Origin of the sequence: Psychrobacter sp. Ps7, from assembly GCF_022129225.1 — a bacterium.
GTDB classification, from domain to species: Bacteria; Pseudomonadota; Gammaproteobacteria; order Pseudomonadales; family Moraxellaceae; genus Psychrobacter; species Psychrobacter immobilis_A.
On record NZ_JADQAH010000049.1, the window covers coordinates 1 to 24,648 of the forward strand.

Sequence of the window (24,648 nt, forward strand, 5' to 3'; positions counted from 1 at the left end):
ACGGTGCGCGTAAAGTATGGCAGCAGATGAAAGCTGACGGGTTAAAGGTTGCTCGTTGTACCATAGAGCGTTTAATGAGACAGCATGGCCTACAAGGTGTCTGGCGCGGTAAGGGTAAAATAACAACTCACAGCCGTGATGATCAAAAGCGTGCTGATGACCTAGTCAATCGTAACTTTAGCGCTCATCGCCCTAACCAGCTCTGGGTGGCAGACTTTACTTATATCAAGACGATAAGCGGCTGGGTGTATACCGCTTTTATTATTGATGTGTTTGCTCGCGCTATTGTGGGCTGGAAAGTATCTAATCGTATGAACACAGATATGGTGATGGCGGCGTTAAATCAAGCAATAGCAGATAGAAACTATCCCAAAGATGTGATTCATCACAGTGATCGAGGGGTTCAGTATTTATCCATTCGCTATACTGATAAAATGGCTACATGCGGTGTTATAGCTTCTGTCGGTACGACAGGCGATTCATACGATAATGCATTAGCTGAAACGGTCAACGGGCTTTATAAGTCTGAGGTGATTCATTATTTAAAACAGAACTGGACTGGTGTGAACGATGTTGAACTAGCAACCCTTGAATGGGGGGATTGGTTTAATAGAACACGATTGCATAGCACGATTGGATATGTGTCACCCTTTGAGTTTGAAAAGCGGTATTATGATAATTTAACCCTGTCAGGCATCGCTGCCTGACTCAAGTAAATCACTCTCCGATAAAGTCGGGGCGGTTCAGTTTAAATATGAAAAAATGCTTGAAGCCACACCTTTATCTACTACTGATAAAAAAAATATATTAGAAGGTAAGGAAACGGTATTAGATAGAACGCGCCGTCTCTTCTACGTTATTTGTAGTCGTGCTCAAGAAAGCTTAGCTATTGTCGTCTATTCAGAAAATCCACAAGCTGTTAAAGATTATGTTGTTTCTGAAAACTGGTTTACTGAGCAAGAAGTGATCCTTCATCAATAGATACTAGTTGCTTTGAGGTGCGTTTTAGCCCCGACTGTAGCGGTATCCTGCTAGATTGGGCAAGTTGCGATGGCTAGGTTTTGGGGTGGCGACGCGAAGCAAGCGACGACCCAAACCGTAGCCATCGCCGCGCCCAGACTGGCAGATACAAGTGGAAGGCGGGAAATAGCTCCCCTAAAATCGTTGGGTGTCGAAAGCTCCACACCAACCTACCCTAAATACTCAAAATTCAATCTTCAAATCCCAAACACAAAAAAGGTGAGCATTACGCCCACCTTCTTATTTTGAAAAACAGCTGTCTAAAACAATACTCTAAAAAGCCTTAGCCTATCTTAACCAAGCACGAGCGTTGCGGAACATACGCATCCACGCGCCGTCTTCATCCCACTCTTCTGGTTTCCAGCTGTGGTTATAGGCTTTTAGGTTACGTTCAGGATGTGGCATCATAATCGTCACACGACCATCAGTGCTACACAGACCCGTGACACCGCCGACCGAACCGTTTGGATTGAGCGGATAGGTCTCAGTTGGATGACCTTGGCTATCGACATAACGCATCGCAAGCTGACCGTGTTTGGCCATACCGTCAATCTCTGTGTTGTCTAGTGTGGCATAGCCTTCACCATGCGCCACAGCGATTGGCAAGATGCTGTCTTGCATGCCTTTGAACAGGATAGACTTGGTACGCTCGATTTTCACATTGACCGTACGCGCTTCAAAACGAGCTGACTCGTTAGCGATGAAGCGTGGGAAGTTGTCCGCACCTGGGATGAGGTCTTTTAACTGAGCCATCATTTGACAACCGTTACAGACACCTAGCGAGAAGGTCTCAGGACGGGCAAAGAAGCGGACAAACTGCATACGTAACTCGTCATGGAACAAGATAGAGTTTGCCCAACCAGAGCCTGCGCCCAGTACATCACCATAACTAAAGCCACCACAAGCGACCAGACCGTCGAAGTCACGTAGATTGATACGACCATTCAGTAGATCGCTCATGTGTACATCGACCGCTTCAAAGCCAGCTTGCGTGAAGCCTGCTGCCATCTCTGTCTGCCCGTTGACGCCTTGCTCGCGCAAGATAGCGACTCTTGGTTTGCTTTCACGACTGGCTAAATATGGTTCTTCAACTTTTTGGTTCAAATCAAAGTTTGGAGCAGCGATCAGGCCTTGATGGCTTGCATCAGCGATTAAGTCATACTCTTGCTGTACGCACGCTGGGTTATCACGGCGACGCGCGATCTGATAACTGACCTGAGTCCACGCTTGCTGCAATTCAGTACGGCTAAAGCTGAGAGTGTCATTACCCATGAGCGTTGGCGTTTGGATAAGTAAGCTGTCTTCTTCTGAGCTTTGACCCACGAGGCTCAGCATATCAGCAACGTTAAACTCTTCTGCCAATTGCATTAAAGCAGCGACGTTTTCTGGCAATACTTGGATGACTGCACCCAGCTCTTCACTAAACAGCTGACCGAGTAAGTTATCATCCGTCAATGACAGCTTGATGCCTTGACGGCTGGTGAACTGCATCTCAGCGATAGTCGCTAGTAGACCACCATCACCGATATCGTGATAGGCGCTGATGACGCCTTGTGCATTACCTGCTTGGATAAAGTTGAAGAAATCAACCAAGTCGCTTGGCTGTGCCAAATCTGGGCAATCGTTACCCAATTGGCTCAGCGTTTGCGCAAGGATTGAACCGCCTAGACGTAGCTTGCCTTTAGACAAGTCAATACGGTAGAACGCGCTGTCGCCATTGATTAGCTCAGGGGTTAGCGTTTTTGCCACGTCAACCACAGGAGCAAAGGCAGTAATCACCAAGCTCATTGGTGATACGACTGATTTATCCGTCTCACCTGCTTCACTGCTGTCAGTCCAGTTGGCACGCATTGATAGCGAGTCTTTACCGACTGGGATAGCGATACCCAGTGCTGGGCACAGCTCTTCACCGACGGTATAGACAGCGTCAAACAATGCTGCGTCTTCGGCATCATCACCACAGGCTGCCATCCAGTTCGCCGACATTGTGATATCAGACAACTGAGCAATACGCGCACCAGCGATGTTGGTAATCGCTTCACCAATTGCAAGGCGTGCTGAGGCTTGTGGGCTGATTAGGGCAACTGGTGTACGCTCACCGATACTCATCGCTTCACCGCTCATCACCTGACCATTGAGCGCGATCAAGCCTGACGCCGTCACAGCACAATCTGATACAGGCACTTGATAGCGACCCACATACTGATCACGGACTACCATACCCGTGATAGAACGGTCACCAATACTGATCAAAAATGATTTGCTGGCGACCGTTGGGTGACGCAACACGTCTTTGATAGACTCAGCTAAATTAACATCGCCTAACTCTAATGCAGGTAAGCTGTTGTCATGACGCTCAAAGCTACGCTTCATCTTCGGCGTACCACCGAGTAATACTTGCATCGGCATATCGACAGGCTGCTCAGCGAGCAAGGTATCGTCAACGACTAGCTGACGCACATCCGTGGCTGTTCCCAAGATGGCATACGGGCAACGCTCACGCGCACAGATGGCATCGAATTGGGCTTCGCTTTCTGGACGAATCGCAAGGACATAACGCTCTTGCGCTTCGTTTGACCAGATGGCCATTGGTGACATGCCGGCTTCTAACGATGGAACTTTACGCAGATTTAGTATCGCACCCATCTCATGGTCATTGACCAGTTCAGGCATTGCATTAGAGATACCGCCCGCCCCTACATCATGTAGTGAGACAATAGGGTTACCATCTTTACCGTTATTACTGGCATCTACGTCATTACCAGCCAGCGCCCAGCAGCGATCCATCACTTCTTGGCAACGACGCTCCATCTCAGCATTGTCACGCTGAACTGAGGCAAAGTCCAATCCTTCATCAAGCGAACCACTATCAACGGAAGACGCTGCACCACCGCCTAGACCAATTTGCATCGCAGGCCCACCAAGGACAATTAATAAATCACCTTGTTGAATGGCGTTTTTTTCAATGAGGTTGCGTTTGATATTACCGTAACCACCTGCCAGCATGATTGGCTTATGATAGCCGCGCATCTCGCTACCGTCTTTTGCCGCTGACGTATCAAGCTGAAAACTACGGAAATAACCACATAGATTAGGACGACCAAATTCGTTTGAGAAGTTGGCTGAACCGAGTGGCGCTTCAGTCATAATTTCAAGGCTGGTTGCCATACGATCTGGCGTACCATAATCCTGTGTACTTACTTGACCTGATTGCTCCCATTTTTCAGCGAGCTCTGGGATATGTAGGTGTGATACATGAAAGCCTGTTAGACCTGCTTTTGGCTTACCGCCACGACCAGTCGCGCCTTCATCACGAATCTCACCGCCCGCACCTGTCGCCGCACCCGAATAAGGGGCAATCGCGGTTGGATGATTATGGGTTTCGACTTTCATTAAAATGTCGATTTCTTCTTGATGAAAGTCATAAGGATGAATTGAATTGGCATCCATCGCGTCAGTCGGGATAGGATAAAAACGCATACCCTCAGAACCTGCCATTACCGCGGCGTTATCTTTATAGGCCGACAAGATACCTTGTGGATTGGCTTTATAAGTATTCTTAATCATCTGGAACAGTGACTTTGGCTGTACTTCGCCATCGACTGTCCACTCAGCATTGAAAATCTTATGACGGCAGTGCTCTGAGTTTGCCTGTGCAAACATCATTAGCTCAACGTCCGTTGGATTGCGCTTTAGCTCATTGACATACGCATTCATCAAATAATCAATATCTTCGACAGATAGCGCAAAGCCGAATTCTGTGTTGGCTGATTCTAACGCCGACTGACCTTGTCCGATGACATCGATATGATTCAGTGATGCTGGCGCTTGATCGTCGAACAATTTACTGACATCGCTCAAATCATAGACCAAGCTCTGCGTCATACGATCAAACAACACCTGCTCAGCGGCAGTCGATAGCTTTTCACTGACTTCACCATCGATTGTTAGGGTATAGACAACGACACGCTCGACGCGATTGATCGCAATTTCACAGTTATTAAAGATATCAGTCGCTTTACTTGCCCATGGCGAAATCGTGCCAAAACGTGGACCTACGATGACTTGTAACTGATTGCTTTTGGGGGCTTCAAGGACAGTGCTACTATCGACAGCAAGTAAGTCTAATGCTTTTTTATGCTCATCACCTTCTAGTTCTCGTGATAACACATACACTTGCTGGGTATGGATTTGGCTGACATTTAGCTCGGTTTTTTGCTGAAACTGACTGATGAGTTGCTGCGTCTGAAAATCGGTAAGAAACGGTTGTCCGGCGATGGTCATCATAAAGGCATAATCCGTAAGATCAAGGCATCTCTGCCATGCAAAGTAAATGGTCTGGGTATTATAACAAGAAGCCCTGTAATAAGCAGGTCAAAACCAAGATAAATTGCTGATGGTTGCTATTCCATAATAGTGAAATCTTTGCCATCGTTGCAACCCTTGTTACTTTTACAACAGGCTACTTTCACAACAGAAACTTAACAGCGATGTCGTCACAATTTTTACCTAAAGCTTATAATCCTTACAAACCCTCACATCGCCTTACGGGCAACCTATATAAACACAAGGTCACAACTAGGTATTCTAGTTTCAGTTGTTAAGGCGACGATCGTTTTTCTCAATTCATCTGGTTTTCGATACTTGGAAAACGCTTAATTTGAAAAACGCTTAGCCTGAATAAAAACTACTATAAACAATCAACTATTTGATCACTACGACTTAATCAAAATAAAGAAAGGGAAATTTACTATGAGTAGACAAGACCATATCAATAAAGTGCAAGAATTAGTAAAAGACATCAAGTTTGCCATGATGACAACTCGTACCCACGAAGGCCATTTGCATGCCTGCCCAATGACAACGAGCGAGACGAGCCTCGGTGCAAAAGAGATTTGGTTCATCGGTGACAAGAGTACCGAAACCGTCAGCGACATTGAGAAAGATCCGCAAGTAAACTTGGCTTATGTCAGTCAAGACGCCAAAAATTATGTCTCAATTAATGGTAAAGCGGAACTGGTCGAAGACCAAGAGAAATTAGACGAGCTATGGTCGCCGATCTACAATGCTTTTTATGAGCAAGGTAAAGAAGATCCAAATGTACAGCTGATTAAAGTCGTACCACACGGCGCTGAATATTGGCTCAGTGGTAGCTCGGTCGTCAATATGTTTAAGATGACCACTGCTGCAGTAATGGACGGCAAAAAAGCGACCAATCTGGGTGAAAATAACTCAGTGACGTTATAAGTTATCTAAACCAGAAATAGCAAAATTAAAAACGCCAGTGGCTAATGCGACTGGCGTTTCTTTATGTTTTATCTATTGATAGGCATTACTGTGGCGGTTTTGCATAACCATTGTCCGCAGGGTAAGCTTGCGGCTTTTGAGGCTTCGGCTTAGATGGATCATATAGACCATAAACTGCTGTACCTATTACACCGGTGTTATTGATAGAACCTGATCTGGTATTGGCAGCATAGGCACTTTCTGGCTTGCTAAATATAAAGGAAGCTACTGAGCTTTGGCTCTTACGGAAACCTTCAATCACCAAATTATCATGTGGATTTAGCACATATCCACTGTCATAGCGACTGGCAGCACTGCCATTGAGGACATTGATTCCATCGACACTAGCGACGACTTCATAAGTGTTGTCGCTGTTATTATGATACACCAAACGGTAGGCCTGACCCGCTTGACCTTGCACGTAGTAATTGCCCGAATCTCGATAGATCGATAACGTATCTGTGTCAGTTTCCATCGAAAAATCCACCTTGCCCGCCAGTAGTGATATGCTATTAACCGCACGTCCATCATAGGCTTTGTCTGCATAACGGATTTGCATCTGCTCGATAGGCTCACTGCTCGTACGGCGCAGATCAACAGTCGTCACTTCTGAATTAACGTCATCGCCCCATTTTGTCCCCAAACGCTCCGATTCTGCCGCGTCCTGAGTGGAACGTTCTGCAGTAGCGTCTGTTTGGATAGATTTTTCTCGCTGAATGGTTGAGGTGGACTCTTCCTGCATGTTTGAGCCAGAAGAACACCCCGTTAATAATGCCAACAATAATACGGCAGCGCCCGACTGTGTCTGATGTAATGTCATGCTTATTTCCTTATTTGAATGCCGTTTCATGATAGCTTGACCAATTCTCTTGTATTTTGTTCAACAGACCCTAATAATTTCGAGTATATATCAACCCTACAAACAATGTCTAAGACAAATAGGCAACATCAGCAGCATTTTAAGTAGACCATAAAAAACGCCAGTGGCTGATGCGACTGGCGTTTTTTATGGTCTATGTTGTTTGTTGACCATATCTGCGTTATATATTTACCCGCTTTGCTTTAGGTACGGCCAAGCCGCTTTGAGATAAATCATCATCGACCACAAAGTCAAAATAACGGCAGCAACCATCAGCACATAACCGATCGTTTCGAGCGACTCCCAGTTTAATAAGAGTACCGTAATAGCCACCATTTGAAATGTCGTTTTTAGCTTGCCGACATACGACACTGCCACACTGGTACTTTTGCCCAACTCTGCCATCCATTCACGTAGCGCTGACACAGCAATCTCACGCGAGATAATCACAATCGCGGCGATTGCCATAATAATATTGGGATGCCATTGCACCAAGATAATAAGCGCCGCCGCCACCATTAACTTATCAGCGACAGGGTCTAAAAAACGACCGAAGGCTGACATAACATTAAGCTTACGGGCAAAATATCCATCAAGCCAATCAGTAATCGCTGCAATAATAAAAACGCTAGTCAAAAGTAAATGGCGTAACAAGCTATCACTAAATTCGCTCATACCGACCCGCGCAATCACATTGTCTGAGATGGCAGGCATGCCAATTCCCATAGCAGGTGGCCAATAAGCAATCGCGACAAATAGCGGAATCATTAAAATCCGCGCGATAGTAAGGTTATTAGGCAAATTAAAAATACTCTTGGTATTTTGCGGCTCCTGCGTATGCAAATGCGTATTCTCAGTCATGGCAAACCCAGTTTTATATAGACATATTAATGGTAGATAGCTTAGCATTTTTCACGCAGGTCGTCATGCCATCTCTTTAGCTATTCAGTTATCGATATAGTCAGTTGCATTTAAAAACAGTCGGTTGAATTTAAAAATAGTACAAGACATCCGAGTGTAGATGTATCTTTAATACTTCAAGCGAGGTTAACGCAGTAATATTTTTATAGTGAAATGACTATTAAAATTAATCAATCTTTCATATATAACTACAAAACTTTGATACGCATTTTTCAATGTTAGATATGACACGACTAAAAGACTCATCTACTGGAGATGAAATACGACGTTAATTTTCTCTCTCATAAGCTCTAAACGTAATGTCATGTAACCAAAATAGCCAAACCGCTGCCAATTGCGCTATGATAGCGATTCTGATAAAAACACTTGTACACTTAAATATGTAAGTAAATATATGCAGTTATTGAATTAATCACCACCACCCTAATATTAATTAATATAGAAAAACTCATAATAACAATAGGTCACAACCACTGCCTCTGTAGTTCCTTTACACGATCAGTTTTCCTCGGCCCACAGTTCCTCCTCTGTGGGCTCTTTTTTTGCCTGTAATTCATGCTTGGTTAAAGGTTTTTATTATATACAAGTATAACCATCTGCAAAAATCTGTATCGTTTGAGCAATAATCTAAGAAGCGGCATATTGCTTATAAGGAAAAACCCACCATAAGGTGGGCTTTTATAATACAAATGATGAGTCGGCGATGGCTTAATTAGACAAAGAAAGGTATTTAGAGCTTTACATCACTAAGTGTCATCGCCGTTATCTTAATTGGCACAGCGAATAGCCACGCAGTACCAGCAGTACAATAGAATCTGTTGTTATGATAAGACACGATTTGGGCAGTAAAATCGTTTGAATCTTGATCACACATAGCTTCTTCATCACTATTATCATCTACCGCACACCATATCTCATGGCAGCCATGCTCAAGCATTACACGAGTCAGCTCACTTCCTCTAAGCACTATATTCACCTCTAACTTCGTACTATTTTGTATATTATGTTATACGAATATAACTGTTTATTAGCAATTTGGGTAGCTTTATTTTCAATTAAAGTATTACAAATTAATACACAAATTTTCAGTTATAAGCGGCTATAGATTTAGATCATCATAAAGAAGTTCCACTTTTTTTACTGGTATGGCGCATTGCCATTCAACGCCTTCTTTACAGGAGAATTTATCATTTTCAAAAGAAATAATGTGCCTTAGCGAATCATATTCAGTGCTATCGATACTAGCCATCGCCTGCTCGTCGCTCTCATTACTGACCGCGCATAAAACCTGCTTATCCCCTCGTGCGAGCATGGCACAAGTCAGCCCACTTCCTCTCAATCTGGTACTCATAAACTATCCTCTATTTTCAACAATTTATAGATTTCTTGCTATATCATATAGATATAGAAATATCTATATAGTATTGATTTATAGTCTCTTTAGTATTTAAGTGTACATGCAGGTTAATCCGTCGCACCCATCGCTTAGTATTTTTTAACTTTAAAGGGCTCTGAAAATTGCAAAATCAAAAAGCCAACGACCGATAATATAATGGCAATCTCATAACGACCGTAAGCCACCGAAATACCGATGGCACCTGTATTCCATAAGCTCGCTGCCGTGGCAGTACCTTTTGAGCCTTTTTCATTTTTAAAAATCGCCCCACCACCGATAAATCCCATACCTGTGATGATGGCATACATGATTCTCGCTTCACCAGTAGCATCATAAATATCCATACCAACCAACATGAACGCGCATGACGCAATGGTTACCAGTGGAAACGTCCTTAACCCCGCGCCGTTGTCTTTCATCTCACGATTAAGGGCAATCGGTAATGACAATATAAAGGCGATGCCCAACTGGAAAAAATGATAGCCCATCAGCTCTAAATCTATATCGAATCCAAACATTGTTATCACCTTTTCATATTAAGAAAACACCCTTAAAGTCCAGTTTCGGATAGCGCAGTCGCTAAGTAAACTTTCGCCATCACTTTGCTTTGTTGATTGCTTCAACCGTTTGTTGCGCCATTTGATAGCAACTTTCGATATTGCCTTGTCCGCACCAATCACCACTGACAATCCATTGATGAGACTCGTCTATCAAGATGCCTAATGCTTTTTTATCACTATCAGAAACAGTGGCGGCATAGCGCCAACGATGGCAATCTATTTGGCTAGGAGCATGCTCATCATTCCAATTCAATGCTTGCTTGGCAGCTGTTAATAACTGCGCTTTGATCGTCTCCATATCGTCATCGACATGCTGCTCTGACCAGTCGTTGCGCGCATGAATAGTGACACTGGGTAGCAGGTCATCGCGAGCAGGTTTTTGGTGCTCGATAAATATTCTATCGAGTATAGAGCCATCCAGATAAGCCACATCCCAGCGTGGCGCTGCTTGAGCGATTAACATTTTTGGTAATGTATCAAAATTATCCCAACCCAGCATCAGCGTATAGCACGCCAGCATTTTTGGCTTAGAAATCTTGGCTTGCTCAGCAAAGCCGCTCTCTGCCATTAATTCTATGGTCTGACCGTTTGGCGCGGTACATATCACCCAGTCAAAGTACCCTAGACTCGCACCAGTCTCATCAAATAGCTCAGTTTTTTTATCAACCTTTGCCGCTATAGACCTGTCATATTGAGCCAATGGCGCAACGCGGGTTTTAAATTTTATAGTACTGTACTGCAACTCATCAGCCAGTGTACGCCCCCAACTGGTCATTTTTGGCGTACTGATATAGCGGGCTTGCGTGGTGTTCCATTGCTCCTTACTCTGAATATCGGGCGCTTGGATATCAGGCGATTGAGTATCATGATTCGCTGGTGTTAAATCGATCACCTGCGCGCACCATGGCTGTAGCAATCCCGTCTCTAACCAAGGCGTAATGAATTGCTTAAAATTTGCCGTCTTAGCCGTAAAAAACTGTGCCCCAAATGCCCATTGCCAGTTTTTACCAGTGTGACTATCAGTACGATATCGAGTGGCTAAACGCCCTACGCTACGTGACTTTTCAAAGACAGTGATTTGCGGTAAGGGTGTTTGCGCACTATCTTGTGCTATGTTCTGAGCAAAGGCGCGCTCTAATAATGTAGCGGTAAACAGCCCCGTCAAACCACCACCAATGATAGCGATTTTTGGTGATTCTGTAACGACAGCGGGCAAAGAGTGATTGGTCATAATGACAGCAGGCCTCATATAATGTTTGATAAAAAAGGGAGTGATAATAGTAGGAATATTTTAGATAATATGGTTATCGTTAGATAAGATGGTTATAGAAAGTATTGAACCTTTAAAGTTTGTTGATATCAATATCGTCTGCGTAAAAAAGCCATGCTAGTTTTCATAACATGACTTTTCTGAACGCTAATCATCTATTTACTGAACGTGCTTTTAATCGATAATTTAGCCTACTCTCCTCGCGCAGCTTTGACTACCTCAACCAGCTGATTAATCACCGAGCTATCCGCAAGAGTAGACAAATCACCCAAACCAACATATTGACCTGCCGCAAGGTTACGTAAAATACGGCGCATGATTTTGCCCGAGCGAGTTTTGGGTAACGCTTCAACGATATGAATAGCATCCAAATTGGCAATCGGACCAATCTCAGCGCGAACATGTCGATTCAGCTCAGCCTTTAGCGCCTCTGTCTCTTTTTCACCCGATTTTAGAATAATAAAGGCACAAACGCCCATGCCGCGAATCTCGTGCGGCATCCCGACAATGGCGGCCTCCGCTGTCGCAGGATGCGCGACCACGGCGCTCTCAATTTCTGCTGTTCCCAGACGATGCCCTGCGACGTTAAGCACATCATCGACGCGACCCGTGATCCAATAATGTCCATCTTCGTCACGCTGCGCCCCATCACCAGTGAAATAATAACCGGGATACTCACTAAAGTACGTCTGTAAAAAACGCTCATGGTCATTATAAATAGTACGCATTTGCCCCGGCCAACTGCTGTTAATTGCTAGGTTTCCTTCAGCAGAGCCTTCTAGCATAGTACCGTCACTATCAACAATCTCTGGTTTGATACCGTACAAAGGATTCATCGCTGCACCCGGCTTGAGGGCGACCGTGCCTGGTATCGGTGCCATGAGGATGCCGCCTGTCTCAGTTTGCCACCAAGTATCTACAATCGGACATTTGCCGCCGCCGACGACATGGTAATACCAGTCCCATGCTTCGGGATTGATCGGCTCACCGACTGTTCCGAGTAACCGCAAACTTGAACGATCCGACTCCCGCACAAAGACATCGCCCTCCTTCATCATCGCTCGAATCGCCGTCGGTGCAGTGTACAGAATGGTCACATCGTGCTTATCGATAATATGACCGATGCGTGCCCATGTGGGATATTCTGGTACGCCCTCGAACATCACCGTCGTCGTACCATTGGCAAGCGGTGCGTAGGTTGCATAGGTATGACCTGTGATCCAGCCTACGTCCGCAGTACACCAGTAGACGTCATCGTCTTTAATATCGAACACATCTCTAAAAGTAGAGAGAGCATAGGTGATATAGCCGCCCGTGGTATGCAGCACACCTTTAGGTTTACCAGTAGAGCCAGAGGTATACAACAAAAATAGCGGGTCTTCGGCATTCATGACTTCTGGCTCGCAATGTTCTGACTCGCCATCGACCAAGTTATGATACCAAACATCGCGGCGACCACTCATCGGCACAGAGTTGCCCGTACGATGAACGACTATGACGTTGGTCACGCTGTCAGTGCCATCCATATCTAGCGCCCGATCGACATTGGCTTTGAGCGGCGTATGCTTATTACCACGTAAGCCTTCATCAGCCGTAATGATGATTTTTGAGCGACTGTCTATCAGGCGATTACCCAAGCTCTCAGCAGAAAAGCCACCAAAGACCACGGAATGCACAGCACCAATACGCGTACATGCCAGCATCGCTATCATTGCTTCAGGTATCATCGGCATATATAAGGTCACGCGATCGCCTTTTTTGACCCCAAGCTTACGCATGGAATTACCCAAGCGACAGACCGCTTGATGCAGCTCTTTAAAGGAGATGATTTTGTGCAGTGAAGGGTGATCGCCCTCCCAAATAATGGCAGGCTTGTAAGGATTTTTTTTGACATGTCGGTCGAGACAGTTGACAGAGATATTCAACTCGCCGTCCTCAAACCATTTTATGCGAAAATCATCCAAATCATAGTTAACGTCGCTGATTTTGGTCGGTTTTTTTATCCAATCGATCAGCTCGGCACGCTTCGCCCAAAAAGCATCATTAGCCTGAGGTGATTCGATAGATTTTTCATAGTCTTCGCGATATTGTTCAGCGGTAGTATTGGCAGCAGCGATAAATTCGGCTGCAATGGGGAATGATTTTTGAGTCATCGTATTTGTCCTTTTTAATTATTATGACCTGCACGCATAACGGTCGAAAACGACTGCCTGTACAGGTGATAAGGGCCATCTTCCATAATGTGTGACACTCACGGTTAGTTTGACAAATAAGCAGAACGGTTGCAAGGTATCAACAGCCATTCATAACAATATGCCTATATAGCGGTATACTTGCTCACCCATGATAAAATTCATTGACGAGGTGTGGTTTTGCATCTACTCGCTTTTACTATTGGTGTTGGCCAATTTAAAACATGTTTTGATTTTGGCACAAATTTTGATTTTGGCATAAATAAAGGCATCACCGTCCATATATCAGATAATGATATGACATTTAATCCTTGTAACCTTGTATGAAATATGGACAATAGCTACACGCTAGATACGACGCCAAAATACACCCTTCACCAAACCCTCTTATTGACCTGCTGCTACAAAGATAAGCAATCGACTCTGTTGTTGATTCGATGACGAATTTGGTGGCTGGTTTTTTAAACCTATTATTTTATGAGACGACCATGAGCAATCACCGCAATGCATCACAATACACCCACTATGATGTCATCATCATCGGCGCTGGCGCGTCAGGGCTATACTGTGCGCTGACAGCGGGTCGCCGTGGTCGCCGCGTACTGGTATTAGACCATGCCAATAAAGCGGGGAAAAAAATCCTCATGTCAGGTGGTGGACGCTGCAACTTTACCAATTATTATGTGGAGCCTGAGCACTTTATCGGTGCCAATCAGCATTTCTGTAAATCCGCGCTCAGTCGTTATCCCAGCTGGGAATTTATCGGTATGGTGGCAGCACATAAAATCCCTTACCATGAGCGCGAACACGGTCAGCTATTTTGTGATGATTCAGCGCAAGATATTTTGACCATGCTCCTCGCAGAGTGTACGGCAGCTGGCGTACAAGTAAAGCTGAATGCACAGATTGACAGTGTACAAGCTATCGAAAATGACAAGAACGCCAAATTTGAATTTCTGACTAGCAAGCAGCTTAGCAAAAAGGAAAAGCAAGAGAGAAAAGAATCCGCCAATCAAACCAAACTGCCGCAAACAGGCTACCGCTGTGAGTCACTCGTGGTCGCCACGGGCGGACTGTCTATTCCAACGATGGGAGCCAGTGGTTTAGGATATGAATTGGCGCAGCAATTTGGGCACACGCTGATCGCAACCGATGCAAGCTTAGTGCCTTTTACCTTTACGGATAAAACGGGTGAGCTTATTCGATCTTTGGCTGGTATTAGTTTGCCAGTCATCGCTAGCAATCAGCGTATCTCTTTTAAATTACCTATGTTGTTTACCCATCGCGGGCTGTCAGGCCCTGCTATGCTACAACTATCAAACTATTGGCACACTGGCGAGACCATTAGTATCAACCTGCTGCCAAATATCGACATGACAGCGCTGCTCCTTGCGCACAAAAAATCACACCCAAAGCAACTCATTCGGACGGTCGTCGCGGATTATACCGATAGTGGCGATGACAGTAATAAGCTACCAAAAAAACTGCTTGCCGCGCTACAAACGCACCTTTGGGAGGATATCAAAGACACCGAACTTGCCAATATTAAAGATGAGCGGCTGACGGAACTTGGCGCGACTTTGAATGGCTGGCAGCTCAAACCCTCTGGTACAGAAGGCTATCGTACCGCTGAGGTGACCCGCGGCGGCGTAAAAACTGATGAAGTCTCCTCAAAGACCATGCAAAGCAACATGCAGGAGGGCTTATACTTTATCGGTGAAGTGCTGGATGTTACCGGTTGGCTTGGCGGTTATAACTTCCAATGGGCATGGGCCAGTGGCTTTGTCTGCGGTGAAGTGGTTTAGCCTCATTTAATCATAACGATTTAGCATTGTTTAATCATAAACAGTGCTTATCGGCAGCACTTACAGATAGCGCTTACAGATAGCACTTATAAACAGCATTTATAAACATTGCCATGTCTGAATGTCCAACACCCCCTAACGAGATATCCCTATTTTTATTCTACTTAAGTTGCCTTTTATCTATATTAGCCCTTGATAAATTATTAAAATAAACACAATATAGGTAGCTATAAATGTAGCGTAACTTAACAGAACTTTTTTATTAAAAAACATGTTTCGTCTGACGAGGTAATAAATGCGTCCTATTAAAAATATTCATGGTGATAAAGCGCCGCACTGGGTAGGTGACGGCTTTTATGTAAAGACCTTAATCAACCATCTTGACGATAATCCTCATTTTAATTATAGCCATACCGACCCTTTTTTATTATTCGATTATGGCAAACCAACGACCTTTGATCCGAACCCCAATTATAAAACACAGCCGCATGGAGTCGGACAGCATCCACACAAAGGCTTTGAAACCGTCACTATCGCCTACGAAGGTGAAATCAGTCATGCCGATTCAGTAGGTGGGCAAGGGATTATTCAAAAAGGCGATGTGCAATGGATGACCGCAGGTCGTGGCATCATGCACGAAGAGTTTCATTCGGAGGCTTTCGGTCAACGCGGTGGCGTCTTTAGTATGGTGCAACTGTGGGTTAACTTGCCAAGTGCGCACAAACTGACCGACCCAAACTATCAAAGCATCAAACGGGCAGATCTGCCTCTCGTCGAGCTGATCGACAGCAGCAACCCTGACCACCAAACGACGATTGGTAAGGCGGCTATCATTGCTGGTGCGTGGCAAGAAATCACAGGCGCGGCAAATACCTTTACTCCGATTAACTTATGGAATATTGAGCTGCATACTGCGGGCGCGACGACGCTAAAAGTGCCCAACACCCACAATACACTACTGCTAGTACAAGAAGGTGAACTACTGGTCAATGGTACGTCAGTCAGTGCTGGCAATTTGATTCAATTTGATGCGCCAACTCAGCACCGCACTGATGGGCAAGCTCAGCAAAAACCTTCTACTGATAACATTGAGCTGCATTATCCTGCTACCGAAAATGACGAGCAAGCACCAGTCAAGCTTTTACTATTGAGCGGCGAACCTATCGGCGAACCAGTCGCAGGTTATGGACCCTTTGTAATGAACACCCAAGAAGAGCTCCGCCAAACGTTTCGGGATTACCAAACGGGCAACTTTGTTAAATAGTTAAAATACAGGCATCAAAAAGCCACCTGACAGTCTGCGTCAGGTGGCTTTTTATTATGTGCTTATGTATCGGCTAACGCTGAGGGTGTTTTTAACACACCTTAAGGTTAGCTAATCATAAGGGCAGCTGATTATCCACTATGCTTGGTTAAGGAATGGATAATCGGTATAGCCTTCAGTACCACCACCATAAAAACTCTCTGGATGCTGCTCATTGAGCGCCGCCCCTTCTCGGATACGCTCAACCAAATCAGGATTGGCGATATAATCACGGCCAAAAGCAACCGCATCGATATAGCCTTCCTTGATATTTTTCTCCGCTTTTTCAGCCGTATAGCCACCAGCAGCGATAATCATATTATTAAAAGCATCACGGACACGCTGACGGAATGCATCACTATAAGGCGTGCCACCTGCCCAATCAGGCTCAGAGATATGCAAATACATCAAACCACGCTTGTTGATCTGTTCAACTAGCCAGATGTTTTCGTCTTCGTTGTAGCCTGCTTCTACATTGTTAAACGTGCCAAGTGGCGAGATACGAATAGCCACATGATCAGCATCCCACGCATCAACACAAGCATCGATGACTTCGAGTGTTAAACGCGCACGGTTGTCGCGGCTACCGCCATACTCATCATCACGCTGGTTGGTTTGCTCAACCCAAAACTGATGCAATAGATAACCATGCGCACCATGAATCTCTACCCCATCAAAGCCTGCTTCTTTAGCATTTTTGGTCGCTTGGGCAAAATCAGCGATGACTTGCTTAATCTCATCAAGTGTCGCTGGACGTGGCGTAGTCGCCTCAACACGGATGGCTTGATTGTTGCTATCGCGAAGTGACGTACGCACACCGACATGCACATCAGACGCTGAGATCGGCGCTTTGCCATCAGGCTGCACGCTTTCATGCGCAACCAATCCTGTGTGCCATAACTGCACCACAATCTTGCCACCTTTGGCATGGACATTATCAACGATGGTTTTCCACGCAGTGATTTGATCTTGGGTATGGATACCCGGCGCGCCAGCATAGCCTTTTGCCTGAAAAGATACCTGCGTCGCTTCAGTAATAACAAGCCCAGCACTCGCACGCTGTGAATAATACTCTCCAGCAAGTGCCGTCGGTACATCACCAGGTTCGATTGAACGCAGACGTGTCAACGGTGCCATGATGATGCGGTTTTTTAGGGTTTGCGTACCCATTTTTACGGGTTCAAATAAATTATCGTGTGCCATAAAAAGCCTTGTTTGTTGTTATAAAACCATAATGATTGGTTTGTTATTAATGAATAAATAGCGCGCTCGTTTTTTAATACGCTATTTATAAGCCGTAGTCTTTATAGGGGGCAAACGTGATAATTCCAAGGAAAAATGACCAATAAAAATATCAATATGGCATGATATCGGTATTGATAATACTCATTATTCAACGCCTCTTATTAGCCTATTAAGCGAATGGCTTTAATCATTTAAAAACATAAATAGTAAAATAATCTTATCTATAAATAACATGTACTCATAACCTCTCAGTCAAAAGTTTACTTAGGGCGTGTTGAACGAAGACCCAATCGAGATTTTTACAACTTGAGCATCTTTTTAATGGACAACTCTAAAGACAAGTAAGTGCCAAACAATATCACCATCGAGCCGATGATCGCAGGTGTGTCCAATGCTTCACCAAGCAATAAGTAACCCAATATAATCGCAAAAATCGGAATCACTAAGGTAATACTGGTTGCACGCATAGGACCAATACTTTTTATCAATTGATTCATAAAAATCAAGGCAATGGCAGTTGAAAAGACGCCAATACAAATGACAGAAACCCAAGCAGTAAGGCTAATGCTTTTACCATATGGGAATTCATAGACTGCTATCGGCAACATGATAATACTGGCAATGATGAGCGAACCTGCGGTAATAGCGACTGGTGAGACATTGTATAAATAGTTTCTGGTGATATTGGCACCGACGGCATAACCGACACAGGCCAATAACGCATAGCCCATTGGCAGCAACCCTGAACTTGACTCAGCGCCCTGCCCGCTACCGCCAAATAAGTTTTCACTCATCAAAATAATCACACCGATAACACCGATGACTAAACCGAGAATTTGTGTTCTTGACAGCCTGTCTTTAAAAAAGGTACTGGCGATGAAACCGCTCATCATCGGCACAGACGCATTAAGCACCGCCAACACCCCTGCGTTTACCGAGCGCGCTGAAAAGGCAAACAGGATAAAGGGAATAGCCGCAGAAAATAATCCAACCAGCGTCAACACTTTCCAATTATCCCGTATGCCCTCTCTGTTTTTTGGGCTGATCAAAACAAAAACCAGCATGGTCAGCCCAGCCAAGACCACACGAAGGCTCGCAAAAGCTAACGAGCCAAATTCAGGCACGCCGATACGATAAAAAATAAAAGACAGCGACCACATAAAGGATAAGGTGATAAAAATAATGAGGTCGCGGTTAGACATGGGGTGATCCTATCAAGCGTTAGACGATTGCTCCTTACTTATAAAATGGCTATTTATGAACTTCTCGTTATGAAATGATTATTATCAATAAATTCATCATAAAAGCGCAGCTATAAAAGGCTCAGTCGTAAAAAGTATCGTGTGATAAAAAAACCTCGATGATAACTTTTTAATTGCTCGATTGATGTTGTATTTTCTGTATTTATCGCTGATTTCTTCTACAAATTCACTTTATCCAAAATAAAGTCAATATCTTTATCGCCGCGCCCTGACAAATTGACCAAAATCGTCTCATCCGCTGACATATCCTTGGCAATTTTCATTGCATAAGCGATGGCATGTGCCGACTCTAAGGCAGGAATGATACCCTCAAGGCGCGACAATGCCATAAACGCTTCTAGACATTCAGCATCAGTCGCCGACTCATAAGTGGCCAGTTTTAAATCTCGCAGATGCGAATGCTGTGGTCCAACCCCAGGATAATCAAGACCGGAGGCAATCGAATGTACAGGAGCTGGCTCGCCTTTTTCATCGAGCAGCACGTAGCATTTAAAACCATGAATCTCACCTTTCACGCCGAGCGACATTGTCGCCGCATGATTAGGAGTATCCAGACCTTCGCCTGCTGGTTCCACGCCTATTTTTTCTACATCTTTATCATCAAAAAAGCCGCTAAACATACCAATAGCATTAGAACCGCCGCCAATACAAGCAACCACTTTATTAGGTAGCTTACCCGTCGTCGCTAAGAACTGCGCCCGTGCTTCATGTCCGACCACCGATTGAAAGTAGCTGACTATTTCAGGATAGGGCGCAGGTCCCAGTGCCGAGCCAATCGCAAACATACTGCTATCAAGCTCATTCAAATAAGTCTCAAAAGCACTATCAACTGCTTCTTTTAACGTTCCTGCACCGCGTGAGACTGGCACGATATTGGCACCCAAAATCTTCATACGACTGACGTTTGGATGCTCCTTTTTAATATCGACCACACCCATGTGAATCTCACACTCCAAGCCCATCAATGCCGCTGCCGTTGCCAACGCTACGCCATGTTGCCCCGCACCCGTCTCCGCAATCACTTTGGTTTTGCCTAATTTTTTGGCTAATAACACTTCACCCAAACAGTGATTAATCTTGTGCGCGCCCGTATGATTCAAATCTTCACGTTTAAAATAAATCTGCGCGCCACCGCAATGCTCCGTCAAACGCTGCGCATGATAAATAGGACTTGGACGACCAACATAGGTCTCACGCAAGCGCTTCATCTCAGCGATAAAATCATCGTCTTTAATGATTTCACGAAAACCCACTTCGATTTCTGCCATGGCTTTGGCCAGCTCAGGATGACCAATTTTGCCACCAAATTCGCCATATAAACCATCGTCATTGGGCAAAATTGATTGATGTAAACCGTAGCCAGTGGCGGTATTTTGCGTTGTCATAGTTAAGCCTTATCGTTTTAAATGGAGTATTAGTATTGGCATTTTTGCCAAATGATTTAGCTTTTTTAAGGACAAGAATAATTGAATGTATTTGTGTTCTAGTACATTGAAACAAGATAATAAGCGAAATTCTCTATTCGGTCAAGTTTACACGTCACTCTAAAAACAATTGACTAAGTGACTGGCTAAGACATTGACTAAAATCTGGCAAGAATAATCGTTGAATGAAAGCCTGATTTATCTATAAGTATTACAGCAATCGTGTGACTGAAATAATAACGCAACATATGTTTGCTAATATGATGCTCGCTTGGCTTAGCGCACCTTTGCGGTCGAAAGCTAATATTATTTCATACGGGCTTTTTAGCTTAAATATCAAATTAGGATACACCATGCAACGACGCCAACTGATTAAAGCCATGGGTTTAAGCTTAGGCGCTATCAGCACCTCCGCTGCGGTGAGTGGTTGCCAAATGCTTGCCAAGCAGCCAAAGCTACCGAGTAAAGTCATCCAAGCTGGGCATTTTCCTAATATCATCGTTGGTAGTGGCTATGGCGGTGCGGTATCGGCACTACGACTCAGCGAAAAAGGTCACAAGGTTTTAATCCTTGAGATGGGGATGCGCTGGGATAGAAGCCCCGAATATAATACCTTTTGCAAAATGATTAGCGCCGATAAACGCTCAAGCTGGTTTAGCAATATGCCAAACGCCCCTATCCCGATTCCAATTCCTATCAGAAAATATCCTGGAGTTTTAGATTTAATCGAATATGAGGATATGAAAGTCTTCGCTGGGCGTGCTTACGGCGGCGGCTCTATCGTCAATGGCGCGATTGCCATTCAGCCAAGACGCTCGCACTTTGAAGAAACGTTCCCTTGGATTGATGCTGATGAGATGTACGACACTTATTTCCCGCGTGCTATGCGAGAATTAAAAGTCAGCCAAATCCCTGAGTCATTTTTCAATGAGTCCGAGCATTACGAATTTACTCGTTCAGCTGAACGCCAAGCTTCAAGGGCGGGACTAAAAACAGAGTTTTTCGGTAATAGCTACGATTTTGACTATATGCAAAAAGAAGCCCGCGGCGAAGTGTATAAATCCGCGCTCGGCGGTGAAGTTATCTATGGCAATAACGCTGGCAAGTTCTCACTGGATTTAACCTACTTAAAAGACGCTGAAGCCACGGGCAATGTCACGGTCAGAACCTTGCGCAAAGTTAATACTATTCAAGCGCTCGATAACGACCAACTGCGTTTAGAAGTCCATGTCATCAATATGACGGGCGGCGTGGATAAAATTGAGCATTACACTTGCGATAAGCTCTTCCTTAATGCTGGCAGTACGGGCACCTCAGAGCTTTTATTAAAAAGCCAAGCTGAAGGCAACCTTACTAAGCTAAACGAGCATATTGGTCAACATTGGGGGCCAAACGGTAACATCATGACGGGACGCAATTTCGTCCACGCGGCTGGCACCACCCAATCCACCATTCCGGTCAAAGGTATTAATATGTGGGACGGTGATAGAGACGGCTCGAAGTACAAAATCTTTGCCGAACTCGCGCCATTACCGTTAGGACTTGAGACTTGGACGACGCTCTATCTCGCCATCACTGACAATCCAGAACGCGGTAACTATTACTATGATAAGACCACCAAAACCGTCAAACTAAATTGGAAACGCGAGCAAAATGAGTACTCAGTAAATGCTGCCAAAGAGCTGATCGAAAAACTCGCCAAAGTAAATGGTGGCTCTACTTCAAGCTTATTGTTCACCAAAGGCTTCGGCGATAACTTCTGTTATCATCCGCTTGGCGGTTGTGTATTGGGTAAGGCGACTGATGAAGTTGGACGCGTAAAAGGGCATACAAATATCTACGTGCAAGATGGCGCGTTAATTCCCGGTAGCGCTGGGGTTAATCCGTATGTGTTTATCACGGGACTTGCTGAGCGTAATATGGCGGCTATTTTGAAGGAAGATTTTTCTTTATAAAAGATAAACTTAAAATTACATATAAAAAAGGCGTCACTATATTTTTGAAAATAGATAGTGACACCTATAAATTTTACAGCTTATTACTTCTGATTTAATAAACTGGATTTTTAAGCAGCAAGTTCCATTCGTTGCTCCAGAATCGATAAGCTCTGACGGTATTCAGTTGCATCAGCAGCCATCGTCCAATGAGCCTCTAGCCCAGCACTCTCTACATAGTCACGAATGTCTTGTAATGTAATTTCAAAAAACTCTTTACGACTATTGACCTTGTTAACCGATGCTAAATCGAAATAACTGTGTAATTCTTTTTCTAGGGCCGGTGCATCTTCGCTATAAATCATAGCGTGTACATCAAAAACAAATGGTACAGATGCACTCGATAATTCCTTAACACGATCTAAGGGTTCTAGTCGACGAGTCATGCCAATTTTATAAATATCTTCACCAAAACTACCGACATTGCTAATAATATATACATGCCCTCGTCTAGTTTGCTGTGCCATTGACAAAGAACGTTCTTTACGCGACTCTGCTTCTACTAATCTCTCAGTAAGCTCTTGCAGTTGGAACTCATATTGCTGTTTTTGTTCGGCAGACGCATACGCTAATTCTTTACGTACTTTATTCATGGCTTCTCTTACCATCTGCTCGTCTCTCTTAGCCTCTTTTAAGGCTTGCTGTATTTCACGATCAGCTGCTTCTTCTTCACGCATTTGAGCGTTAATATCACGCTGTTCCTCAGCTTCAGCAATTTTTTGGTATTTATATTGATAATACACAGTGCATTCTTGCATCTTCAATTCTACATAGTCCAAAGAGATACCAATCTCTAAGCTAATTAAGCGCTTCTCCAACTTCTCTGCAAGTTTCTCTATTCTAGTTAATACGGCTTCATAATTGTTACTGTTTATCTTGCTAATTAAATAGTCACTTTCGCTATTGAAAGCAAGAATCAATAAGTTACCTTGATTTTTTACTAAGCTTTTGTCGTATGTGGCATTACCTGTTATCTCTATATGATCTGGATACGTATATGCTGTAGCATGTCGAAGCATTATTTTTTGCTCTTCTCGAATAGATTTAAGCTTTTGATTATATGCTTTGCTAGTTGCTTCCCCATAAGCAGGTAATGGATAAAAGCCGTAATCTACATAGCTTTTCATGTCTGTATAAAGCGATAGCTCACTCTTTAGCTCTTCAAGTTGAGCTTCCAAATCTGATAAATTTTTCTGTTTATCAGGAAGTTGGCTAAATGCTCGTTCTATAGTCTGTCGACTAGCTTCTATACGTTGTAGATCGTTAGTTTTATTCTCTAATTGATTCAGCAATCTTTGTTTTTGTTCTATATCTACATTTAGTTTCTCTATCTCCTTATTAGCCTTCGACAACTCATCTTTTACAACATCAAGCTTTGCATACCATTGAGTGAACTGCTTTTTAATAGCATTGAGTGAACCTAGACTATGGGTGAAACGCTTGTGTGCAACAATAAAGCCAAGTATAAATGTAATCGTAGAAACAACGATAAAAACACTAATATCAATCCCTGTCATAAAACCATCTCCAAATCTAATAGCCTTTCTTTGAGCTGCTCACGCGCCTCAGCTCGCATTGCTAGCGCTATTTTTCCGCGCTCAACAACTTCCTTTCGATACTCTTTTTCAGCTTTAATTTCTTCGCGTTTATAAGCCTTTTCTTGTTGAATACGCTGCCTTTCTAACTCTTTATTTCTCTGACTCTCTTCTCTTAACCTAGTTTTTTCTTGTCGCAACCTTGCCGTGCGAACTCGCTTTGCTTGGCGTTCTTGTTCACGTTGAACCTTTTGATAACCTCTAATTGCCTTTTTAGCAATCGGAATAAATTTTATTTTTGCCATAAGCTAACCCTGATTCAATCTACTTTTGTACATTGTAGCAACTCGGGTAGCTTAGTTCCTATATTTCGTAGAAAACATTTGCACAACCTATATAAGTTAACCCCAAAACCATACTCCCTACCAGACAGCCATTGAATTCCAACCACGCATCGGCAACAATGACAGTATCTATTGATAACACTCAATCTAGAATAATTATTCAAGAAAAAGGATAAGTAATGAAACTGCGCATCTTAAAATCTGCCGTCACCAACCCTTGGTTTAACCTCGC

General features: G+C 44.0%; 19 protein-coding genes. 6 read left to right on the plus strand and 13 right to left on the minus strand.

Features of this window, described 5'->3' with window-relative positions; all coding sequences use genetic code 11:
• A partial coding sequence (locus tag I3257_RS12805; RefSeq protein ID WP_238049991.1) for an IS3 family transposase occupies positions 1–707 on the plus strand: 707 nt, incomplete at its 5' end.
• A gap of 55 nt (positions 708–762) precedes the next feature.
• Positions 763–981: a hypothetical protein gene (locus tag I3257_RS12810; RefSeq protein ID WP_238049992.1), complete on the plus strand. Its 219-nt coding sequence runs from the start codon at positions 763–765 to the stop codon at positions 979–981.
• A gap of 327 nt (positions 982–1,308) precedes the next feature.
• Here I3257_RS12810 and purL read toward each other — a convergent pair whose 3' ends face one another.
• Positions 1,309–5,307 (minus strand): phosphoribosylformylglycinamidine synthase, encoded by a 3,999-nt coding sequence (gene purL, locus I3257_RS12815; protein WP_238049993.1) that lies wholly within the window; start codon positions 5,305–5,307, stop codon positions 1,309–1,311.
• A 465-nt stretch (positions 5,308–5,772) separates the two neighbouring features.
• Here purL and I3257_RS12820 point away from each other — a divergent pair, with 465 nt between their 5' ends.
• Positions 5,773–6,267, plus strand: coding sequence for a pyridoxamine 5'-phosphate oxidase family protein (locus I3257_RS12820; RefSeq protein WP_238049994.1), 495 nt, complete (start codon positions 5,773–5,775; stop codon positions 6,265–6,267).
• Between the two features lie 85 nt (positions 6,268–6,352).
• Here I3257_RS12820 and I3257_RS12825 read toward each other — a convergent pair whose 3' ends face one another.
• The 7 genes from I3257_RS12825 to acs all read right to left on the minus strand — a co-directional run bounded on the left by I3257_RS12825 (position 6,353) and on the right by acs (position 13,465).
• Complete coding sequence (locus I3257_RS12825; protein ID WP_238049995.1) at positions 6,353–7,126, minus strand: hypothetical protein; 774 nt, start codon at positions 7,124–7,126, stop codon at positions 6,353–6,355.
• Positions 7,127–7,354: 228 nt separating this feature from the next.
• The gene (gene pgsA, locus I3257_RS12830) at positions 7,355–8,026 is read right to left on the minus strand and encodes a CDP-diacylglycerol--glycerol-3-phosphate 3-phosphatidyltransferase (RefSeq protein WP_045443785.1); all 672 of its coding nucleotides are present in this window, start codon (positions 8,024–8,026) and stop codon (positions 7,355–7,357) included.
• Positions 8,027–8,816: 790 nt separating this feature from the next.
• Complete coding sequence (locus tag I3257_RS12835) at positions 8,817–9,053, minus strand: hypothetical protein (protein WP_227675952.1); 237 nt, start codon at positions 9,051–9,053, stop codon at positions 8,817–8,819.
• A 132-nt stretch (positions 9,054–9,185) separates the two neighbouring features.
• Positions 9,186–9,437: a hypothetical protein gene (locus I3257_RS12840; RefSeq protein ID WP_238049996.1), complete on the minus strand. Its 252-nt coding sequence runs from the start codon at positions 9,435–9,437 to the stop codon at positions 9,186–9,188.
• A 134-nt stretch (positions 9,438–9,571) separates the two neighbouring features.
• On the minus strand, positions 9,572–10,000 hold the full coding sequence (locus I3257_RS12845) for an MgtC/SapB family protein (protein WP_109591139.1): 429 nt from the start codon (positions 9,998–10,000) through the stop codon (positions 9,572–9,574).
• A 79-nt stretch (positions 10,001–10,079) separates the two neighbouring features.
• Entirely contained in the window at positions 10,080–11,273 is a 1,194-nt protein-coding gene (locus I3257_RS12850) for an NAD(P)-binding protein (RefSeq protein ID WP_238049997.1), read from the minus strand.
• 230 nt (positions 11,274–11,503) lie between these two features.
• Positions 11,504–13,465 carry an acetate--CoA ligase gene (acs, locus tag I3257_RS12855; protein ID WP_060490294.1) on the minus strand — a complete coding sequence of 654 codons (1,962 nt, stop codon included), beginning with the start codon at positions 13,463–13,465 and terminating at the stop codon, positions 11,504–11,506.
• A gap of 527 nt (positions 13,466–13,992) precedes the next feature.
• Here acs and I3257_RS12860 point away from each other — a divergent pair.
• Complete coding sequence (locus I3257_RS12860; protein ID WP_238049998.1) at positions 13,993–15,309, plus strand: NAD(P)/FAD-dependent oxidoreductase; 1,317 nt, start codon at positions 13,993–13,995, stop codon at positions 15,307–15,309.
• 295 nt (positions 15,310–15,604) lie between these two features.
• On the plus strand, positions 15,605–16,573 hold the full coding sequence (locus I3257_RS12865; RefSeq protein WP_238049999.1) for a pirin family protein: 969 nt from the start codon (positions 15,605–15,607) through the stop codon (positions 16,571–16,573).
• A 138-nt stretch (positions 16,574–16,711) separates the two neighbouring features.
• Here I3257_RS12865 and I3257_RS12870 read toward each other — a convergent pair whose 3' ends face one another.
• The 3 genes from I3257_RS12870 to trpB all read right to left on the minus strand — a co-directional run bounded on the left by I3257_RS12870 (position 16,712) and on the right by trpB (position 20,504).
• On the minus strand, positions 16,712–17,815 hold the full coding sequence (locus I3257_RS12870) for an alkene reductase (RefSeq protein WP_238050000.1): 1,104 nt from the start codon (positions 17,813–17,815) through the stop codon (positions 16,712–16,714).
• Positions 17,816–18,156: 341 nt separating this feature from the next.
• The gene (locus I3257_RS12875; protein WP_201540872.1) at positions 18,157–19,059 is read right to left on the minus strand and encodes a DMT family transporter; all 903 of its coding nucleotides are present in this window, start codon (positions 19,057–19,059) and stop codon (positions 18,157–18,159) included.
• Positions 19,060–19,277: 218 nt separating this feature from the next.
• On the minus strand, positions 19,278–20,504 hold the full coding sequence (gene trpB, locus I3257_RS12880; protein WP_238050001.1) for a tryptophan synthase subunit beta: 1,227 nt from the start codon (positions 20,502–20,504) through the stop codon (positions 19,278–19,280).
• Positions 20,505–20,896: 392 nt separating this feature from the next.
• On the opposite strand from trpB, the gene I3257_RS12885 reads away from it, so the two are divergent.
• Complete coding sequence (locus I3257_RS12885) at positions 20,897–22,498, plus strand: GMC oxidoreductase (RefSeq protein WP_238050002.1); 1,602 nt, start codon at positions 20,897–20,899, stop codon at positions 22,496–22,498.
• 110 nt (positions 22,499–22,608) lie between these two features.
• Here the strand turns inward: I3257_RS12885 and I3257_RS12890 are convergent, their stop codons facing one another.
• Positions 22,609–24,054 (minus strand): DUF4041 domain-containing protein, encoded by a 1,446-nt coding sequence (locus I3257_RS12890; RefSeq protein WP_238050003.1) that lies wholly within the window; start codon positions 24,052–24,054, stop codon positions 22,609–22,611.
• A complete protein-coding gene (locus tag I3257_RS12895; protein WP_238050004.1) occupies positions 24,051–24,377 on the minus strand; it encodes a hypothetical protein in 327 nt (108 codons plus the stop codon). The genes I3257_RS12890 and I3257_RS12895 overlap by 4 nt, the downstream gene beginning before the upstream one ends.
• Positions 24,378–24,648: the final 271 nt, after the last annotated feature.

Excerpts from the sequence above, each read along its gene's own strand:
- pgsA (WP_045443785.1), bottom strand. The coding sequence starts at position 8,026 with ATGACTGAGAATACGCATTTGCATACGCAGGAGCCGCAAAATACCAAG.
- I3257_RS12810 (WP_238049992.1), top strand. The coding sequence starts at position 763 with ATGCTTGAAGCCACACCTTTATCTACTACTGATAAAAAAAATATATTA.
- I3257_RS12870 (WP_238050000.1), bottom strand. The coding sequence starts at position 17,815 with ATGGCACACGATAATTTATTTGAACCCGTAAAAATGGGTACGCAAACC.
- trpB (WP_238050001.1), bottom strand. The coding sequence starts at position 20,504 with ATGACAACGCAAAATACCGCCACTGGCTACGGTTTACATCAATCAATT.
- I3257_RS12845 (WP_109591139.1), bottom strand. The coding sequence starts at position 10,000 with ATGTTTGGATTCGATATAGATTTAGAGCTGATGGGCTATCATTTTTTC.
- I3257_RS12885 (WP_238050002.1), top strand. The coding sequence starts at position 20,897 with ATGCAACGACGCCAACTGATTAAAGCCATGGGTTTAAGCTTAGGCGCT.
- acs (WP_060490294.1), bottom strand. The coding sequence starts at position 13,465 with ATGACTCAAAAATCATTCCCCATTGCAGCCGAATTTATCGCTGCTGCC.
- I3257_RS12850 (WP_238049997.1), bottom strand. The coding sequence starts at position 11,273 with ATGACCAATCACTCTTTGCCCGCTGTCGTTACAGAATCACCAAAAATC.
- I3257_RS12820 (WP_238049994.1), top strand. The coding sequence starts at position 5,773 with ATGAGTAGACAAGACCATATCAATAAAGTGCAAGAATTAGTAAAAGAC.
- I3257_RS12860 (WP_238049998.1), top strand. The coding sequence starts at position 13,993 with ATGAGCAATCACCGCAATGCATCACAATACACCCACTATGATGTCATC.
- I3257_RS12840 (WP_238049996.1), bottom strand. The coding sequence starts at position 9,437 with ATGAGTACCAGATTGAGAGGAAGTGGGCTGACTTGTGCCATGCTCGCA.
- I3257_RS12895 (WP_238050004.1), bottom strand. The coding sequence starts at position 24,377 with ATGGCAAAAATAAAATTTATTCCGATTGCTAAAAAGGCAATTAGAGGT.
- purL (WP_238049993.1), bottom strand. The coding sequence starts at position 5,307 with ATGATGACCATCGCCGGACAACCGTTTCTTACCGATTTTCAGACGCAG.
- I3257_RS12865 (WP_238049999.1), top strand. The coding sequence starts at position 15,605 with ATGCGTCCTATTAAAAATATTCATGGTGATAAAGCGCCGCACTGGGTA.
- I3257_RS12890 (WP_238050003.1), bottom strand. The coding sequence starts at position 24,054 with ATGACAGGGATTGATATTAGTGTTTTTATCGTTGTTTCTACGATTACA.
- I3257_RS12825 (WP_238049995.1), bottom strand. The coding sequence starts at position 7,126 with ATGACATTACATCAGACACAGTCGGGCGCTGCCGTATTATTGTTGGCA.
- I3257_RS12875 (WP_201540872.1), bottom strand. The coding sequence starts at position 19,059 with ATGTCTAACCGCGACCTCATTATTTTTATCACCTTATCCTTTATGTGG.